Here is a 16,778-nt window from a genome sequence, read left to right as displayed (position 1 = left end):
GATGTCTATCTTTTTCCAGCCTTCTCATCCTTCTCATTCCGTTTCCCGTCGCCTGGGTCTTTTGGGCATCGGCTCGGCCATCGCTGCGCTGGTGTCGGGTTGTTCTGGTGCCCAGATACTGGACCGCCTGGTAGCCCACGACACCTACCACGGCCCCACCGGCGTGCCCTACGGCCCCGACCCACGGCATCTGCTGGACGTGTACCAGCCCGCCACCGGCATGTTCCCTGGCGGTGCGCCGGTAGTGCTGTTTTTTTACGGCGGCAACTGGACGCGCGGTGAGCGTGCCGACTACCGCTTTGTAGGCGAAGCCCTGGCGGCCAACGGCATCATTGCCGTGGTGGCCGACTACCGCCTGAGCCCACAGGTGCACTACGACGGTCTGCTGGGCGATTGCGCGCTGGCCCTGCAATGGACTCTTTCGCATGCCGCCAGCCTGGGCGGCGACCCGGCCCGCGTGATGGTGATGGGCCATTCCGCCGGTGCCTACAACGCCGCCATGCTGGCCCTGGACCCGCGCTGGCTGCTCCCTCTGGGTCTGGCACCCAAGCGCCTGGCGGGCTGGATTGGCCTGGCCGGGCCGTACGACTTTTTACCGATCGGCGACCCCGAGGTGCAGGTCGCCTTCGGCTGGCCGCAGACCCCGGCCAATTCCCAACCCCTGTTTTACGCCTCCGCCAAAGCCCCCCGGACCTTGCTGCTGGCCGCGCGCAATGACACGGTGGTAGATGAGCAGCGCAATACCGTCGGCCTGGCGAACCGGCTGCGGGCTGCGGGCACCGAGGTGGACGTGCGCATTTTTGACAACATCGGCCATGTGACGACCGTAGCTGCCCTGGCCCGGCCCCTGGACTGGCTGGCCCCGGTATTGTCCACCGTGGTGGCCTTTGTGCGCGGCGAGCCGTTGCCCAAGGTGGGCTGAAGTGGGGTCTGTCCATGGGCGAGACGCGTGGCGTCTAACCTTGTTACTATTAAAATAATAGCTACTAGCGTATATCGCATATGCGCTGGAAGCCTATTTAACCCTTAAAAATCAATACTGGCACTCAGATTGAAACTGCGCGGCGCACCCACCATCAGGTAGCCGTTGTCGGGGTAGCCGCCGGACGAAGCCCAGTACTTTTTGTTGGCCACGTTGTCCACGCGCAGGCGCAGGGTCAGCAGCTTGCCTTGCACTTCGGTCAGGTAGCGGGCACCGGCATCCAGGCGGGTCCAGCCGGGGACTTTCAGGGTGTTGGTGGCATCGGCGTAGCTGGAGCCGGTGTAGGCCACGCGGCCGTCCAGCGCCAGGCCGGGCACGCCGGGTACGTCCCATTCGGTGCCCAGGGTGGCCTGGACCTTGGGCACGCCGATCACGCGCTTGCCGTCGGCGGCGGCCAGGTAGGCGCTTTTTTGCTTGGCATCCAGCCAGGTCAGGCCACCCAGCAGGCGCAGGCCTTTGGTGAGCTCGCCCTGGGTGTTCAATTCCATGCCCCGGTGCTAGTCTTCGCCTTCGGCCGAGTAGCTGTTGGCGTTGCTGATCACGTAGTGCGGCTTGTTGACGGTGAACAGGGCCAGCGAACCGCCAAAATGCCCGCCGTCGTATTTCACGCCGATTTCTTTTTGCTTGGACACCTGGGGTGACAACTGCTGCCCGCCGTTGGCCACGGTGACATACGCGCCGCTGCGGTTGTAGCCGCCGGTGGGCGCGGCATTGCTGACCAGGCCCTCGATGGTGTTGGCGTACAGCGATACCTGCTTGTCCAGCTTGAAGACCACGGCGGCCAGTGGGCTGACATGGCTTTTGCTGTAGCTGTCGGTCTGCACACCGGTGCTATAGGCAAAGCCTTCGGACTTCAGGGTCTGGTTGCGCAGGCCCAGCGTGAGCAGCAGCTTGTCGTTCAGGAAAGCCATGGTGTCGGCCACCGCGATGCTGGACAGCCGGGTGCGCGCTGTGACGGTGGGCGAGCCCAGTGTGCCGCCGGTAAACGCGCCGCTGGTGAACGCGGGCTGCGTGGCCAGGTAAGTCGGGTTGTAGAGGTTGGTGGCCTGGGTGTTGAAGAAGTCCCAGGCGTACGAGTTCGCGCGCTTTTTGGCGTAGTGCTGGGCCGAGACCACCCATTCGTGGCCGATGTCGCCGGTACGCAGCTTGCCGCGCAGGCCGGCTTCGGCGGTGGTGATGTCTTCTTTGGAGGTGTTGTCGAAGCGGCTGGTGTTGCCCGCGCCGGTGCTGGAGTTGGTGACGTTCAGGTTGGACAGCGAGTTGGCCTCGTCGCCACGGCGGGCCCCGGCGGCGGCCCAGGCGGTGAGGTTGGGGTTGATGTCGACTTCGGCGCGGACGGTGCCGAAGGTGTCTTTTTCATTCGAATACGACCAAGGCTGGGCCGTGTTGACGGTGCCCGACGGCGCGCTGGGCACGGCGCTCACGCCCACCAGGGTGACGTTGGGCTGGGTGCGTTTGAGGCGGTTGTCTTGCCAGCCGATATCGGCCGACAGGCGCACATCGCGGCTGCGCCAGTCCAGGCCCAGGGCCAATACGTTGAGTTCAGATTTTTCGCTATCGACGGCCGAGCCACCGCCGCGGGTAGATACGTTCAGGCGGATGCCGGTGGCCTGGTCGGGGCCGAACCGGCGGGCGATATCGGCGGACAGCGAGGTTTGGCCGCCGCTGTCAGTGCCCAGGGTGATGCGGTTCAGGGGCTCGTTGGGTGCACGCTTGGGCAGCAGGTTGATGGCACCACCAATGCCGCCGCCGCTGCTGGGGTTGGCACCGTTCAAAAATACCGACGCACCGCGCAGCACTTCCACGCGCTCAAACAGCTCGGTGGCGATGTACTGGCGCGGTAGCAGGCTGTACATGCCGTTGTAGGCCACGTCGTCCGACGTGAGGATGGAGCCGCGGATGAAATACGCCTCTTGGAAGTTGCCAAAGCCGCGCGCCATGCGCACCGAGGGGTCGTTTTGCAGCACATCGCCCACGCTCTTGGCCTGGCGGTCCTGGATCAGCGCGTTGGTGTAGCTGGTGATGGAAAACGGCGTGTCCATATTGTCTTTGGTGCCCAGAATCCCGGCCCGCCCGCCGCGTGCCACCTGGCCGCCGGCGTAGGCGGGGCTCAGACCCTCAGCCGATGCATCGGCGCTGGCGTTGACCTGCACGGCTGCCAAAGTGCCTGCGGTGTTGGCGCTGGATTGCGCATGCACGGCGCTGGCCAGGGCCAGCAGTACGGCAGTGGCAATCGGGGTAACTGGGCTAATAGAGGCGCGTTGGAAGTTGCGGCGGTGTGCCATGGGTTTTCCCTTCGGTTTTAAAGTTGCTATTAAAAAAATAGCTGCTAACGCAGGTGCTATATGCGCTAGAAGCTGTTTTTACTTAAATTTTTGCCAGGGCAGGGCGTACCAGCCCATGGCCGCCACCGGCAGGCCCAGGCCTAGCCACGACCACCAGTCGCCCAAGCCGTCAGACACCAGGGCGCTGAGCAGGCCGCTCAGGGTCAGCAGGCCCATCACGGTGGGCCAGAGCCACAGTTTTTTGAAGCCGTCGCTCATGCGGTACGGCCCGGAATCGTGACGGCTTTGGGCTGGCGGCGCTGTAGCCACAAGTACAGGCCACTGCCCAGGACCACGATGGTGGCCACGTCCAGCAGCGCCCACAAAATCTGCATCGGCCGCCCGCCGTAGTCGCCAAAGTGCAGCGGCTGCGAGACCAGCAGGGCGGTGACGTACCAGGGCAGGGCGCGGCTGTCGGTGACCACGCCGGTTTGCGCGTCGACTAGTACCGGTTTGAACAGGCGCGCCGTCAAGGGCGTGGTGCCGCGCATGAAGATGGCGTAGTGGTGCGGGCTGGAGAAGCTGGTGCCCGGAAAGGCGATGAACTTGATCTTCATGTCCGGCTCCAGCGCGCGGGCCGCAGCTACGGCGGTTTGCAGCGAGCCCAACCGCGCCAGCGGCGGCTTGCCCTTGTACGGGGCCACCATCTGGGCCATCTGGTCGTTCTGCCAATATTTAATGACCAGGTCGGCCCAGGTGTTGATCACGCCGGTGGCGCCCACTACCAGCGCCCACACCAGGGTCACGATGCCCAGCAGGTTGTGCAGGTCCAGCCAGCGTGTGCGGGTGCTGCGGGTGCGGCGCACGGTACCAAAGTCCAGCTTGCGCATGAAGGGCGCGTACAGCACTACGCCCGAGACGATGGCCACCACCAGCAAAATGCCCATCAAGCCCAGAAACAGCGTGCCCGGCAACCCGGCAAACAGGTCTACGTGCAGCTTGAACATGATGACCATGAAGCCTTCGTCCAGCTTGGGCTCGGCCAGCGCCAGGCCGGTGCGTGCGTCCACCGCCACCTGCTTCATGCCTTCTTCGGCCGTGGGCGTGCGGGACAGGGTGACAAACCACACGCGGTCGTCGTCAGCCTCTTGCGAGGCAAACATGCCGCCCAGTTGCGGGTAACGCGCCTGGGCGGTTTGCATCACCGTGTCCAGGCTGGCGCGCGGAGTGTCGATAGGTAGGCTGGGCGCTTCCACACCAGTGCCCAGCAGATGCTCGATATCGTGGTGAAAAATCAGCGGCAGGCCGGTCAGGCACAGCAGCAGCATAAACACGGTGCACACCAGGCTAGACCACTTGTGGACCCAGGACCAACGGCGCAGGGCGACAGCGGACACCATCAGGGGTCCGCAGGCCGGGGAGCCTTCAGGAAAATACTAGACGAAACCAACATGTGAAGCCCAGGCGCTAGGCCCGCAGCTATACACATTGCGGGCAAATAAATAGACGCTGGCTACATGGCCCCTGCGGGGTGTCGGCTTGCAAAGCAGGCGATTCTAGCTTCGTAATGCGATTTATTCGTATCTAGATGTGTGTCGCACATTCGCACCGCTATTTCTTCAGGGTTTACCTACATCCCTTATGCTTGTCACTTTTTGATACAAATTAGCCTCCCTGGGCAAAATCCCCATGCAAACTCCCTCTCGACCCACCTCTTTGTCTATCTCCAGCCGCCTGGGCCTGGGTTTTGGCTGCATGCTGGTACTGGTTATTGCCGTTGCCGCCGTAGGCCAGATATCGGCAGGAACGGTTCACGATCAGATGCGCCAGATCACCGGCACCAACGCCACCAAGACCCGGCTGGTCAATAGCATGCTGGAAAGCGTCAGCACCCTGGGTATCCAGAGCCGATCGGCGGCCATGCTGAATGAAATTGACGCTAAAAGGTCGGCTGAACTGGTCAAACAGCTCCAGCAGACCCTGGTGCAGTACGGCGAGCGCGAAGCCGCGCTGACCACGCTGTTCGCCGCCGCCGACACCACCGCCGCCGAACGCAAGCTGCTGCAGGACATTACCGACATCGGCCGCACCACCCGGCCCGAGCTGGCCAATGCCATCCAATCGGCCACCGACGGCGACACCGTGGCCGCCACCATCGGCCTGATGAACCGGGTGGACCCGGGCGAAACCCTGTGGCGCGCCAAGCTGGCCGAGTTGATCGAGCTGCAAAACACCTTGAATAAGGACACCACGGCCCTGGCCGAGCAGACCCAAAGCCGCGCGCGCTTCACCGGCGGCCTGCTGGTACTGCTGGCACTGGGGCTGGGCGGCTTGATTGCCTGGCGCATCACTGCCAGCATCACCCAGCCCCTGGGCCGGGCGGTGGTGGTGGCCGAGCGCATTGCGCGGGGCGATTTGACATCGCAGGTCGAGGTGCGCATCCACGACGAAACCGGCCGCCTGCTGGAAGCCATTGCCGCCATGCAAGACCGGTTGCGCTCCGTAGTGGGCGAGATCAGCCAGACGGCAGAGTCCATCCAGGTCGCCAGTGCCGAGGTGGCTTCCGGCAACCTGGACCTGAGCCAGCGCACCGAGCAGGCCGCCACCAATCTGCAGGGTGCGGCCACCGCGCTGTCGGACCTGACTGGCACCGTCAGCCAAAGCGCCGGTTCGGCCCGCCAGGCCAACACCCTGGCCGCATCGGCCTCGGAAGTGGCCAAGCGCGGCGGCGAGGTGGTGCTGCAGGTGGTGCGCACCATGGATGAGATCAGCACCAGTTCGAAAAAGATCGCCGACATCATCGGCGTGATCGACGGCATTGCCTTCCAGACCAACATCCTGGCGCTGAATGCCGCAGTAGAAGCGGCACGGGCGGGCGAGCAGGGGCGGGGCTTTGCGGTGGTGGCCAGCGAGGTGCGCAATCTGGCCGTGCGCTCGGCCACGGCGGCGCGTGAAATCAAGGCCTTGATCAGTAGCAGCGTGGAGCGGGTGCAGGTGGGCAACAGCCTGGCCAGCCATGCGGGCCAAACCATCCAGGAGCTGGTGCAGTCGGTGCAGCGGGTGTCCGACATCATGGGCGAGATCACCGCGGCCACCGAGGAGCAAAGCCAGCGCATCGGCCTGGTGAGCTATTCAATGGAGCAACTGGATGCCGTGACCCAGCAAAACGCAGCGTTGGTGGAAGAGGGGGCGGCGGCCGCCGACAGCCTGCAAGACCAGGCGGGCAAACTCACGCAGATGGTGCACACCTTCCGCCTCACGCGCGACGAGCCGCAAATGGGTGGCAAGGCGGGTTGACTGGCTTACACTTGGCCGCATTCCGCTGGTGCCCATGGGCCAGCGTGCATTACTTGCTTGACACCGGCCTCACTTTCATGGGCTCAGGCCCATTTTCTCCAGCGTAAACCGCGCAATTTTCTATTTTTGACAGGCAACCGCCATGCAACACGGCAATGACCCCCGCCTAAATTCCAACCCTGAAGTGCTGGTGCGCAAGCGCCGCAAGGGCATCTACATCCTGCCCAATCTGTTCACCCTGGCAGCCTTGTTTGGCGGTTTCTACGCCATCGTGATGGCGGTGAACGGGCGCTTCGACCAGGCCGCCATCGGCGTGTTTTGCGCCATGGTGCTCGACAGCCTGGACGGCCGCGTGGCCCGCATGACGAACACCCAGAGCGCCTTTGGCGAGCAGATGGATTCGCTGTCCGACATGGTGTCGTTCGGCGCGGCCCCGGCGCTGATCGCCTACATGTGGACCCTCAAAGGCCTGGGTCGCTGGGGCTGGATCGCCGCATTTGTGCACTGCGCCTGCGCGGCTTTGCGGCTGGCGCGCTTCAATGTCAACACCACGGTGGTCGACAAGCGTTATTTCCAGGGCCTGCCGTCTCCCGCCGCTGCCGCGCTGATTGCCGGATTCATCTGGCTCATGAACGACCTGGAGGTACCGCCCACCGATGTGTCGTGGGTGATGTTTGCGCTGGCGCTGTACGCGGGCTTGAGCATGGTGACCAATGCGCCGTTCTATAGCTTCAAAGACGTCCAGATGAAAAAGAGCGTGCCGTTTGTGGTGATCGTGCTGATCGCCCTGGGCCTGGCCGTGATCACCATCCACCCGCCTATCGTGCTGTTTGCGGCCTTTGTGGTGTACGGGTTTAGCGGCTACGGCGTGTATGCCTGGCGCAAATTCAAGGGTGTGCAGACCAGCGTCATCAGTACTTCCAAGGACGAGCCCGACGAGCGCGGCCTGCACAAGTAAAAACAAGGCTAAAATCCACACTTGTGCACTTTATCTCGCTAGCACTACTACTGATCCCCTTCGGGCGGAGACGGTAGCGCACGCAAAAAAAGCGTCATCACCAGTCACAACGGCCCGTATGCACCAGCAACGGGCCGTTTTTCATTGGGTTGCTGGTTTTGAAAACTTTGAGAGAAACGACCATGTTGAAGCAACCTGCCAGCAAGTACCCAGCTTTTGCCCCCATCCGCTTGATCGACCGCACCTGGCCCGATGCCGTGCTGACCCAGGCCCCCATTTGGCTCAGCACCGACCTGCGCGACGGCAACCAGGCGCTGATCGAGCCCATGGACATGGCCCGCAAGCTGCGTATGTTTGAGACGCTGGTGGCCATTGGATTCAAGGAAATCGAAGTCGGCTTCCCGTCTGCATCGCAGATCGAATTCGACTTTGTGCGCCGCCTGATCGACGAGAATCTGATCCCCGATGACGTGACCATCCAGGCGCTCACCCAGGCCCGCGAATCCTTGATCCGCCGCACCTTCGAGTCGCTGGTGGGTGCCAAGCAGGCCATCGTCCACATGTACAACGCCACCGCGCCAGTGATGCGCCGGGTGGTGCTGGGCATGGACGAAGACGGCATTGTGGATTTGGCGGTGCGCCATGCGCAGATGTTTTGCGACATCGCCGCCGCGCAGCCCGGCACCCGCTGGACCTTCCAGTACTCGCCGGAGATGTTTTCGGGCACCGAGCTGGCGTTTTCCAAGCGCGTGGTGGATGCGGTCACCGGCGTGTGGCAGCCCACGCCAGCACATAAATGCATCGTCAATTTACCGTCTACGGTGGAGCATTCCACGCCCAACATCTTTGCCGACATGATCGAGTGGATGCACCGTCACCTGGAGCGCCGCGACAGCATTGTGTTGTCGGTACACCCGCATAACGACCGGGGCACGGGCACGGCGGCAGGCGAATTCGCCTTGATGGCCGGGGCCGACCGCATCGAAGGCTGTTTGTTTGGCAACGGCGAGCGCACCGGCAACCTGGACCTGGTCAATGTAGCCTTAAACCTGTACACCCAGGGTGTGTCGCCCGGCCTGGACTTCTCGCAAATCGACGAAATCCGCCGCACCGTGGAGCATTGCAACCAGTTGCCGGTGCACCCGCGCCACCCGTATGCGGGCGATCTGGTCTATACCTCGTTCTCGGGTTCGCACCAGGATGCCATCCGCAAGGCGTTCTCGGCCCGCCAAGAAGGATCGGCCTGGGATATTCCGTATTTGCCCATCGACCCCAAGGATTTGGGCCGCAGCTACGAAGCCGTGATCCGCGTCAATAGCCAGTCGGGCAAGGGCGGCATCGCCTATTTGCTGGAGAGCGAATACGGCCTGGAATTGCCGCGCCGTTTGCAGATCGAGTTCAGCCAGATCGTGCAGGCCGTGATGGACGGCGCGGGCAAAGAGCTCACCGCACAGGATTTATGGGCCTTGTTTGAGCGCGAATACGGCACGTCCAGCATCGCCACGCCGGAAGTGCCGGTGGGCGGGCAGGGTGTCGGTCCCATCGATGCTTTCGTGAACAACTGGAACGTCACGTCCGCCACCCAGGTACGCGTGCTGGACTACCACGAGCACGCGCTGGGTGCCGGTGCCAATGCCCAGGCCGTGGCCTATCTGGAATTGCGCATTGACGAGCAGCACACGGTATTTGGCGTGGGCATGGACGCCAACATCGTGTCTGCCTCGTTGAAAGCCATCCTCAGCGGCTTGCAACGTGCCAAAAACCATGCGATTCAGCGCGAAAATACGCAACTGACCGCATCGGCATCCGCCTAAGAAAAATCCCCACTGGAGCAGCACCCCATGACCGACAAACTCATCATTTTTGACACCACCTTGCGTGACGGCGAGCAGTCGCCCGGCGCCAGCATGACCCGCGACGAAAAGCTGCGCATCGCCCGCCAGCTGGAGCGCCTCAAGGTGGACGTGATCGAGGCAGGGTTTCCGGCCAGCTCGGTGGGGGACTTTGAATGCGTGCAGGCGATTGCCCGCGCCATCAAGGATGCGACCGTCTGTGGCCTGTCGCGCGCCAACGACCGCGATATTTCCCGTGCCGCTGAGGCGCTGAAAGACGCAGCCAACGCCCGCATCCACACCTTCATCGCCACCTCGGCGCTGCACATGGAGAAAAAGCTGCGCATGACACCCGACCAGGTGTTCGAGCAGGCCAAGCAGTCGGTGCGTTTTGCCCGTAACCTGGTGGCGGATGTGGAGTTCAGCCCCGAAGATGGCTACCGTAGCGATGTGGACTTTCTGTGCCGCGTCATCGAGGCGGTGATTAACGAGGGGGCCACCACCATCAACGTGCCTGACACCGTGGGCTACGCCATTCCCGAGCTGTACGGCAACTTCATTAAGACCCTGCGCGAACGCGTGCCCAACAGCGACAAAGCCATCTGGTCCGTGCATTGCCACAACGACCTCGGCATGGCCGTGGCCAATTCGCTGGCTGGCGTGAAGATAGGCGGCGCGCGCCAGGTGGAATGCACCATCAACGGCTTGGGCGAACGGGCGGGCAATTGCTCGCTGGAAGAGGTCGTCATGGCCGTCAAAACCCGGCGCGACTACTTCGGGCTGGACATCGGCATCGACACCAAACACATTCTGGCCACCAGCCGCATGGTCAGCCAGACCACTGGCTTTGTGGTGCAGCCGAACAAGGCGGTGGTGGGTGCGAACGCGTTTGCCCACGCCTCTGGCATCCACCAGGATGGCGTGCTCAAGGCCCGCGACACCTACGAAATCATGCGCGCCGAAGACGTGGGCTGGAGCCACAACAAGATCGTGCTGGGCAAGCTGAGTGGTCGCAACGCTTTCAAGCAGCGCCTGTTAGATCTGGGCGTGAGCATGGAAAGCGAATCCGACATCAACGCCGCCTTCGCCCGCTTCAAGGAGCTGGCCGACCGCAAAAGCGAGATTTTTGACGAAGACATCCTGGCCCTGGTCAGCGACGAGAGCGTGGCCCACGACAACGAGCAGTACGGCTTTGTTTCGCTGTCGCAGCACAGTGAAACCGGCGAGCGTCCACAGGCGAGCGTGGTGTTTACCGTCAACGGCAAAGAGGTCAAAGGCGAATCCGACGGCAACGGCCCGGTGGATGCGTCCCTCAAAGCCATTGAAATGCATGTGCAAAGCGGTGCCGAGATGGTGCTGTACTCGGTCAACGCCATCAGCGGCTCGACCGAGAGCCAGGGCGAAGTCACGGTGCGGCTGCAAAACAGTGGCCGGGTGGTCAACGGTACCGGCTCCGATCCCGACATCGTGGTCGCCTCTGCCAAGGCTTACCTGAGCGCGCTGAACAAGCTGCAAAGCAAGGCGGACCGGGTCTCGGCGCAAGGCTAATGACAGCTTTGAAGGCCCGGTTCGACCGCATCGACGGCCTGCGTGGGCTGGCCGTGGTGTGGATGACGGCCTTCCACTTCAGCTTCGACCTGGCCCACGCGGGTCTATGGCGGCAAAACTTATACGCCGATCCGTTCTGGACTTGGCAGCGGGTGGCCATCGTCAGCCTGTTCCTGTTTTGCGCCGGGCTGGGCCAGGCGGTGGCCGCCCAGCACGCCGTGGGCTGGCGGCGCTTTTGGCGGCGCTGGGCGCAGGTAGCGGGGTGCGCGTTGCTGGTGTCGGCCGGATCGGCCATCATGTTCCCGAACAGCTGGATTTACTTCGGCGTGCTGCACGGCATCGCCGCAATGCTGCTGATTGCCCGGCTCACGGCCCGCTGCGGTCGGTGGCTGTGGCCCATGGGTGCACTGGCCATTGCTTCTAAATTCATAGCTGCCTACGCAATTGATATAAGCACTAGCGCCACATTTTTTAACCAAAATTCCGTCAACTGGCTGGGCTGGATCACCCAGAAGCCCATCACCGAAGATTACGTACCCATCTTCCCCTGGCTGGGTGTGCTGTGGTGGGGCATGGCTGCGGGCTTTTGGTTGCTCCAGAATCATCCGCGGTGGCTGCAAGGCAGGGCACCGCACTTCTTGTCTTGGCTAGGCCGCTGGAGCTTGCCGTACTACATGCTGCACCAGCCTGTGCTGATCGGCCTGGTCTCTGCCTTCACCTGGATCAAGGCGTAAAAAAAGCGGCCGAAGCCGCTTTTTGGGGTGCATAGAGGCTTATTCCACTTTCGCTGCTGCGCGCAGGTCTTGTTGGAACGTGACCAGTTTTTGTTGCTGCATTTGCTTGGCGATTTCGGGCTTCACTTCTTCAAACTTGGGCAACTGGGCTTGGCGCTCGTCGTCCAGGCGGATGATGTGGTAGCCGAACTGGCTCTTCACTGGGGTGTCGGTGGTCTGGCCCTTTTTCAGCAGAATCAGCGCTTCGGTGAATTCCTTCACGTAGCTGCTGGGGTTGGCCCATTCCAGGTCGCCACCTTTGGAGCCAGAGCCCTTGTCGGTGCTGGACTTCTTGGCAATGGCTGCAAAGTTGCCGCCTTTTTTCAGCTGGGCGATGATCGCCTTGGCTTCGGCTTCGGTGGCCACCAGGATGTGGCTGGCTTTGTATTCCTTGCCGCCGTTGGCCGCCACGAACTTGTCGTACTCGGCCTTCATTTCCTCGTCGGTCACGGGGTTGGCCTTCTTGTAGTCTTCAAACAGTTCGCGGATCAGCAGGGTCTGGCGGGCCAATTCCATTTGCGACTTAAAGCCGTCGCTGGCATCCAGGCCGCGCTTTTGCGCTTCTTGCATGAAGATTTCGCGGGCGACGATTTCTTCTTTGATCTTGCCTTCGATGTCGGGCGTAATTTGCTGGCCGGACTGGGTGACTTGCTGCACCAGTGCGTCCATGCGGGCCTTGGGCACGGCCTTGCCATTCACGATGGCGATGTTTTGTGCGGAAGCCGACAGAGCCAGGCTACCCAGCAAAGCAGCAGTGACCATGGTGGATAACAGTGTTTTTTTCATACTTTTCCTAGGAGGGGGTTGGGAACTGCCGGAATGGGCAGCTCTGAGAAAGGCTAGAGGACTTCAATCGCGATGGCGTGAACGCCCTGGTCAATGAATTCTTGCAGCGCATCATACACAAGGCGATGGCGCGCCACGCGGGGCTTGCCCGTAAACAAAGGTGAAGCGATTCGGACCCGAAAATGCGTGCCAAACGCGCTGCCGTTGGAGCCCGCGTGCCCGGCGTGGTCGGCGCTTTCGTCCAGCACTTCGAGCTGGGTGGGGCCCAGCTTTTCACGCAGGCGCAGCGCCAAGTTGTCGGCGGTAATGTTCATACGGTCTTGTCGGTTTCGGCCGCCTCGACAGTCGCGACTTCGGGTTCATCCGGCCCCAGGTAGCGCGAGATGTACCAGCCTTGCCCGCCCATGAAGACCAGCGGAAACACGTAGCCCCAGATCTTGAAGTTGATCCACTGGTCGGTGGTGTAGTAGGCGGCCACATAGCCATTCACCGCCGCCATGAACAGGCAGTACAGCATCCAGGCCACGTTCAGGCGCACCCATACCGGGTCAGGCAGGTCCAACTGGCTGCCCAGCATGAGTTTAAGGTAGTTCTTTTTCATCACCCACATGGCCACGCACATGGCCAGCGCCATGGCGATGTAGAGCACGGTGGGCTTCCATTTGATGAAGGTTTCGTCCTGCAGCACCAGCGTCAGCGCGCCAAAGCCCAGCACCATGCCCAAGGTCATCTTGTGCATGGCGGTGAGCTTTTTGTCGATGGCGTAGGTCACGGCCATTTGCAGCACCGTGGCCACCATCAGCACGCCGGTGGCGATGTAGATGGTGGTGAATTTGTACGCGGCGACAAACAGCAGGATGGGTAAAAAGTCGAGCAGGATTTTCATGGACGGGAAGGGTTACTGGGGTTTGAAGTCCAACGATGCGGAATTCATGCAGTATCGCAGCCCGGTGGGCGAGGGGCCGTCGTCGAACACGTGGCCCAGGTGCGCGCCGCAGTCGGCACACACGGTTTCCACCCGACGCATGCCGTGGCTGACATCGGTGATTTCTTCGATCGCGCCGGGCTCGGCTTCTTGCGAAAAGCTGGGCCAGCCGCAGCCTGCGTCGAACTTGGTGCTGGAGTCAAACAGCTTGGCACCGCAGCAGATGCAGCGGTATTCACCCGCGACCCAATTCTGGTCGTATTTGCCAGTGTGGGGGCGTTCGGTGGCTGCATGGCGGGTGACCTGGAAGGCGGCGGGTTCCGCGCCTTTCTCGGCCAACAGGGCTTTCCATTCAGCGTCGGTTTTTTCAATTTTGTGGGTCATGATGAGCAGCTGATCGCAATAGAAGAAGCCCAGTCGGGCGGGAAGTCGGCATAGTGTTCATGCCCCGGATGTTCATCACATGGGGTTTCCAGCAGTGCCAACAAGGTGTGGACTCCGGAATAGTCCTTTTGGTTCGCCAGGCGGATGGCTTCTTCGCCCAGGTGGTTGCGCAGGACGAACTTCGGGTTGGTTTTAAGCATCAAATCGGCCGCTAGCGTACGGTCTACCTGCGCAAGCCGCTCTGAATATTGTAGTAGCCACGCGTCGGCGGCATCGCGGTCTACCCACAGGTCGCGCACGGCATTGGGTGACTTACCAGGCGTTTGGGCGACCCAGTGGCTCAAAGCGCGCCAGAAAATCGTGAAGTCCACATGCTCCTGCGCCACCAGGGCCAGGATGCCGTCGGCCAGCGCCTGGTCGCCCGGCTGCGCGTCGACGAGGCCTAGCTTGGCGCGCATACGGCGGGCCAGGGCGGCGGGGAAGGCGGTCTTGTAGGTTTCCAGTGCGGCCAGGGCGGGCTCTTGTGCACCGATCAGCGGCAGTAGCGCCTGGCCCAGGCAAAACAGGTTCCAGTTGCCGATGTTGGGCTGCTGGTCATAGGCGTAGCGGCCGCGGTCGTCGCTGTGGTTGCAGATGTGGCCAGGATCAAAGCCGTCTAGAAACTGGAACGGACCGTAATCCAGTGTCAGGCCCAGGATGCTCATGTTGTCGGTGTTCATCACCCCGTGGCAAAAGCCCACGGCCTGCCACTGGGCGATCAACTCGGCGGTGCGCTCGGTCACGGCTTGCAGCAGGGCGGCATACGGGTTGCTGGCATCCCGACAGGCGGGGTAGTAGGTGTCGATCACAAAGTCAGCCAGTTGCCGCAGCGGCTCGATCTGGTTGCGCGCTGCGAAGTGCTCAAAGTGCCCAAAGCGGATGAAGCTGGGGGCCACGCGGGTCACCACGGCGGCGGTCTCTACCGTTTCGCGGCGGATGGGCGCGTCCGACCCGGTGATGCACAGCGCCCGCGATGTCGGAATGTCCAGGCCGTGCATGGCCTCGCTGCACAGGAATTCGCGGATGCTGGAGCGCAACACCGCACGGCCGTCGCCCATGCGGGAGTAGGGCGTACGGCCCGCGCCTTTGAATTGCACCTCGAGCCCCTGGCCGTTGGGCGCCACCACTTCGCCCAGCAAAATCGCCCGCCCATCGCCCAGTTGCCCAGCCCATTGGCCAAACTGGTGGCCACTGTAGACGCTGGCCAGGGTTTGGGCGCCATGGATGGACATGTTGCCGGTGAATGCCTGTGCGCCTGCATCGGACGTCAGCCAGGCCGGGTCCAGCCCCAGCTCCCGCGCCACCGCCAGGCTGTGGCCCACCCAGTAGGGGGCGGGCAGGGGCGTGGGTTGGAGGTGGGTGTAGAAGGTGCTGCCCAAGGTGGCAAAGCGGTTGCGCCAGGCCAGGCCCAGATCGAGTTCGGTGGGGGTCTCAACGGCAATAGTCATAGCTAGAGATTGTCCCGCAGATAGGGAGGGCGCATGGTGCGCAGGGACATGCGTACATTTTTGGTATTATTTGGCCCTGTTGCTCAGGCAGAAGCTTCGTTGGTAGCTACATATTCAGTAGCGTTTGGGCTGCAGCCAAAAGAACCCTCCCCGCACGTCTGCGCAATGCGCCACCACGGTCTCGGGGCGGCGGATGAATCCAAAGCCGCGCGTGGCATCCCAGCGTTGCACTTTGCCTTGCTTCTTCATCACTTCCATTCCAGTGTGTGTTTGGATTGATTTTGGTGTTGCCCGCAGGTCCAGCTTGGGCTGCGCAGCCAGGTCCGCAGCAAGGCCTCGGGCTCCAACCCTCTGGCCGAGTGAATTTTCCCGATCGATATCGACTTATGTGTGACGCAATCGCGGTTATTGGCTATTTGAATTTGTTTTTCAGTTACACAAACAAACATGTTTTTAATTTAAAGCGTCTAATCAGAAAGCGGTAGAAAAAGTATTTATTTTGAAAAAGCACCCTGTTAAAAATATATAAATATTTTTTTGTAAATTTATATAAAGTAAAACTTGGTTTTTGATATTGTATTTTCGTGTGATTTATTGGTTAGTTTTTTGTTAAAATATGTAACTGGAATATATAAGAATATAAAAAATATTAAGCCAATGCTCTACTGGCTGCTCGTGCTTGCGTATGCGCCAACACAGGTATGGGCCGATCCTGTAGTGGATCCCGTGCTGGGGTCTGATCTGGCGAAATTGGCGGTTTTTGCACACACCTACACCAGCATGGGTGCCAACAGTGCGGTCTGGGGCAATATTTCGTCTGGGGACGTGGCCACCACTGGTGCCAGTTCCCACGTCTCTGGAAATATGTCGTCGGTCAACGCGTCCAACACGGGCGGAGGCGGGGCTACGGTGGGCGGGTACGTCAAGTCCGGCGGGGTCACCACGGCTGGTGCCGGAGCAGTCGTCGGGCGCAACCTGACATCCAGTGAAGCCGCAATGATTGGCGATCATTCCAGGGTGGTGGGCAACATTGTGGCCAACGGCGTAACCACCACGGGCGACTCCGCCACAGTGGGTGGCTCCATCCGTTCTGGTGGTGCTACCACGGTGGGGGCGCATTCCAGGGTCGCCCGCAACGTGGCATCGGCTGGTCTTCTCACAATCAGCAACAACGGCGGCTCTGCACGCTCCACCAGTGCTTTGCAATCATCGCCACTGGACGCAATATGGCGGGAGGGTTTGCAAAAGGCCGAAGCCAATGACGCGCAACAGACGATCCAGGCCCAAGCCTATCTGGAAGCCTTCGGCTTGGGTACCCCCTTGTCGACCACGATGATCACCGACACCACGCTTTTACCTGGCATCTACAGCGCCTCCAACTTATCCACAACGGCCGGTACCGTTTTAAGGCAACGCTGAATAAGTCCCGACCTGGCGCGTGACTTGCATTGGTATTGTCATCCCTCACAAGGCGACAAAGATGAAGCAACACACCCTGGCCCTGGCCGCCGACCAAGAAGCGGGATTCGCCCAGCACCGCAA

General features: G+C 61.6%; 15 protein-coding genes and 1 pseudogene. 7 read left to right on the top strand and 9 right to left on the bottom strand.

The window, feature by feature from the left end:
• Nucleotide 1 precedes the first annotated feature (1 nt).
• Nucleotides 2-922 carry an alpha/beta hydrolase gene (locus Q0T48_RS07780; RefSeq protein WP_295954709.1) on the top strand — a complete coding sequence of 307 codons (921 nt, stop codon included), beginning with the start codon at nucleotides 2-4 and terminating at the stop codon, nucleotides 920-922.
• Nucleotides 923-1,026: 104 nt separating this feature from the next.
• On the opposite strand, the pseudogene Q0T48_RS07775 reads toward Q0T48_RS07780, so the two are convergent.
• From Q0T48_RS07775 to Q0T48_RS07765, 3 genes and pseudogenes are all read right to left on the bottom strand, one after another.
• A pseudogene (locus Q0T48_RS07775) lies at nucleotides 1,027-3,267 on the bottom strand (TonB-dependent receptor).
• A 78-nt stretch (nucleotides 3,268-3,345) separates the two neighbouring features.
• On the bottom strand, nucleotides 3,346-3,525 hold the full coding sequence (locus Q0T48_RS07770; RefSeq protein WP_295954706.1) for a hypothetical protein: 180 nt from the start codon (nucleotides 3,523-3,525) through the stop codon (nucleotides 3,346-3,348).
• Complete coding sequence (locus Q0T48_RS07765; protein WP_295954703.1) at nucleotides 3,522-4,646, bottom strand: PepSY domain-containing protein; 1,125 nt, start codon at nucleotides 4,644-4,646, stop codon at nucleotides 3,522-3,524. Before Q0T48_RS07765 ends, Q0T48_RS07770 begins: the two co-directional genes overlap by 4 nt.
• Nucleotides 4,647-4,935: 289 nt before the next feature.
• Between Q0T48_RS07765 and Q0T48_RS07760 the strand changes: the two genes are divergently transcribed.
• From Q0T48_RS07760 to Q0T48_RS07740, 5 genes are all read left to right on the top strand, one after another.
• Entirely contained in the window at nucleotides 4,936-6,543 is a 1,608-nt protein-coding gene (locus Q0T48_RS07760; RefSeq protein ID WP_295954701.1) for a methyl-accepting chemotaxis protein, read from the top strand.
• Between the two features lie 142 nt (nucleotides 6,544-6,685).
• Complete coding sequence (pssA, locus tag Q0T48_RS07755) at nucleotides 6,686-7,501, top strand: CDP-diacylglycerol--serine O-phosphatidyltransferase (RefSeq protein WP_295954699.1); 816 nt, start codon at nucleotides 6,686-6,688, stop codon at nucleotides 7,499-7,501.
• Nucleotides 7,502-7,683: 182 nt separating this feature from the next.
• Complete coding sequence (locus Q0T48_RS07750) at nucleotides 7,684-9,315, top strand: 2-isopropylmalate synthase (protein ID WP_295954696.1); 1,632 nt, start codon at nucleotides 7,684-7,686, stop codon at nucleotides 9,313-9,315.
• Between the two features lie 27 nt (nucleotides 9,316-9,342).
• Nucleotides 9,343-10,881 (top strand): 2-isopropylmalate synthase, encoded by a 1,539-nt coding sequence (locus Q0T48_RS07745; RefSeq protein WP_295954693.1) that lies wholly within the window; start codon nucleotides 9,343-9,345, stop codon nucleotides 10,879-10,881.
• Nucleotides 10,881-11,615, top strand: a complete 735-nt coding sequence (locus Q0T48_RS07740) for a heparan-alpha-glucosaminide N-acetyltransferase (protein WP_295954690.1) — start codon at nucleotides 10,881-10,883, stop codon at nucleotides 11,613-11,615. The genes Q0T48_RS07745 and Q0T48_RS07740 overlap by 1 nt, the downstream gene beginning before the upstream one ends.
• A gap of 39 nt (nucleotides 11,616-11,654) precedes the next feature.
• On the opposite strand, the gene Q0T48_RS07735 is transcribed toward Q0T48_RS07740, so the two are convergent.
• The 6 genes from Q0T48_RS07735 to Q0T48_RS07710 form a co-directional block, all read right to left on the bottom strand.
• A complete protein-coding gene (locus Q0T48_RS07735; RefSeq protein WP_295954688.1) occupies nucleotides 11,655-12,440 on the bottom strand; it encodes a peptidylprolyl isomerase in 786 nt (261 codons plus the stop codon).
• A gap of 53 nt (nucleotides 12,441-12,493) precedes the next feature.
• Nucleotides 12,494-12,754, bottom strand: coding sequence for a BolA family protein (locus Q0T48_RS07730; protein WP_295954687.1), 261 nt, complete (start codon nucleotides 12,752-12,754; stop codon nucleotides 12,494-12,496).
• Nucleotides 12,751-13,326, bottom strand: a complete 576-nt coding sequence (locus Q0T48_RS07725; RefSeq protein ID WP_295954685.1) for a septation protein A — start codon at nucleotides 13,324-13,326, stop codon at nucleotides 12,751-12,753. Before Q0T48_RS07725 ends, Q0T48_RS07730 begins: the two co-directional genes overlap by 4 nt.
• A gap of 12 nt (nucleotides 13,327-13,338) precedes the next feature.
• Nucleotides 13,339-13,749: a peptide-methionine (R)-S-oxide reductase MsrB gene (msrB, locus tag Q0T48_RS07720; protein WP_295954683.1), complete on the bottom strand. Its 411-nt coding sequence runs from the start codon at nucleotides 13,747-13,749 to the stop codon at nucleotides 13,339-13,341.
• Nucleotides 13,746-15,236, bottom strand: a complete 1,491-nt coding sequence (locus Q0T48_RS07715; protein ID WP_295954681.1) for a protein adenylyltransferase SelO — start codon at nucleotides 15,234-15,236, stop codon at nucleotides 13,746-13,748. Before Q0T48_RS07715 ends, msrB begins: the two co-directional genes overlap by 4 nt.
• 114 nt (nucleotides 15,237-15,350) lie before the next feature.
• Nucleotides 15,351-15,485, bottom strand: coding sequence for a hypothetical protein (locus tag Q0T48_RS07710; protein ID WP_295954680.1), 135 nt, complete (start codon nucleotides 15,483-15,485; stop codon nucleotides 15,351-15,353).
• A gap of 312 nt (nucleotides 15,486-15,797) precedes the next feature.
• Here Q0T48_RS07710 and Q0T48_RS07705 point away from each other — a divergent pair, with 312 nt between their 5' ends.
• Entirely contained in the window at nucleotides 15,798-16,655 is an 858-nt protein-coding gene (locus Q0T48_RS07705; protein ID WP_295954677.1) for a hypothetical protein, read from the top strand.
• The last annotated feature ends 123 nt before the right edge of the window (nucleotides 16,656-16,778 follow it).

Source organism: Rhodoferax sp. (assembly GCF_025354435.1).
GTDB lineage: Bacteria > Pseudomonadota > Gammaproteobacteria > Burkholderiales > Burkholderiaceae_C > Rhodoferax_B.
The sequence above is the reverse complement of the archived record's forward strand: the minus strand, read 5'-3'. Positions and strand labels throughout refer to the sequence as shown.

Excerpts from the sequence above, each read along its gene's own strand:
- Q0T48_RS07780 (WP_295954709.1), top strand. The coding sequence starts at position 2 with ATGTCTATCTTTTTCCAGCCTTCTCATCCTTCTCATTCCGTTTCCCGT.
- Q0T48_RS07770 (WP_295954706.1), bottom strand. The coding sequence starts at position 3,525 with ATGAGCGACGGCTTCAAAAAACTGTGGCTCTGGCCCACCGTGATGGGC.
- Q0T48_RS07765 (WP_295954703.1), bottom strand. The coding sequence starts at position 4,646 with ATGGTGTCCGCTGTCGCCCTGCGCCGTTGGTCCTGGGTCCACAAGTGG.
- Q0T48_RS07760 (WP_295954701.1), top strand. The coding sequence starts at position 4,936 with ATGCAAACTCCCTCTCGACCCACCTCTTTGTCTATCTCCAGCCGCCTG.
- pssA (WP_295954699.1), top strand. The coding sequence starts at position 6,686 with ATGCAACACGGCAATGACCCCCGCCTAAATTCCAACCCTGAAGTGCTG.
- Q0T48_RS07750 (WP_295954696.1), top strand. The coding sequence starts at position 7,684 with ATGTTGAAGCAACCTGCCAGCAAGTACCCAGCTTTTGCCCCCATCCGC.
- Q0T48_RS07745 (WP_295954693.1), top strand. The coding sequence starts at position 9,343 with ATGACCGACAAACTCATCATTTTTGACACCACCTTGCGTGACGGCGAG.
- Q0T48_RS07740 (WP_295954690.1), top strand. The coding sequence starts at position 10,881 with ATGACAGCTTTGAAGGCCCGGTTCGACCGCATCGACGGCCTGCGTGGG.
- Q0T48_RS07735 (WP_295954688.1), bottom strand. The coding sequence starts at position 12,440 with ATGAAAAAAACACTGTTATCCACCATGGTCACTGCTGCTTTGCTGGGT.
- Q0T48_RS07730 (WP_295954687.1), bottom strand. The coding sequence starts at position 12,754 with ATGAACATTACCGCCGACAACTTGGCGCTGCGCCTGCGTGAAAAGCTG.
- Q0T48_RS07725 (WP_295954685.1), bottom strand. The coding sequence starts at position 13,326 with ATGAAAATCCTGCTCGACTTTTTACCCATCCTGCTGTTTGTCGCCGCG.
- msrB (WP_295954683.1), bottom strand. The coding sequence starts at position 13,749 with ATGACCCACAAAATTGAAAAAACCGACGCTGAATGGAAAGCCCTGTTG.
- Q0T48_RS07715 (WP_295954681.1), bottom strand. The coding sequence starts at position 15,236 with ATGACTATTGCCGTTGAGACCCCCACCGAACTCGATCTGGGCCTGGCC.
- Q0T48_RS07710 (WP_295954680.1), bottom strand. The coding sequence starts at position 15,485 with ATGAAGAAGCAAGGCAAAGTGCAACGCTGGGATGCCACGCGCGGCTTT.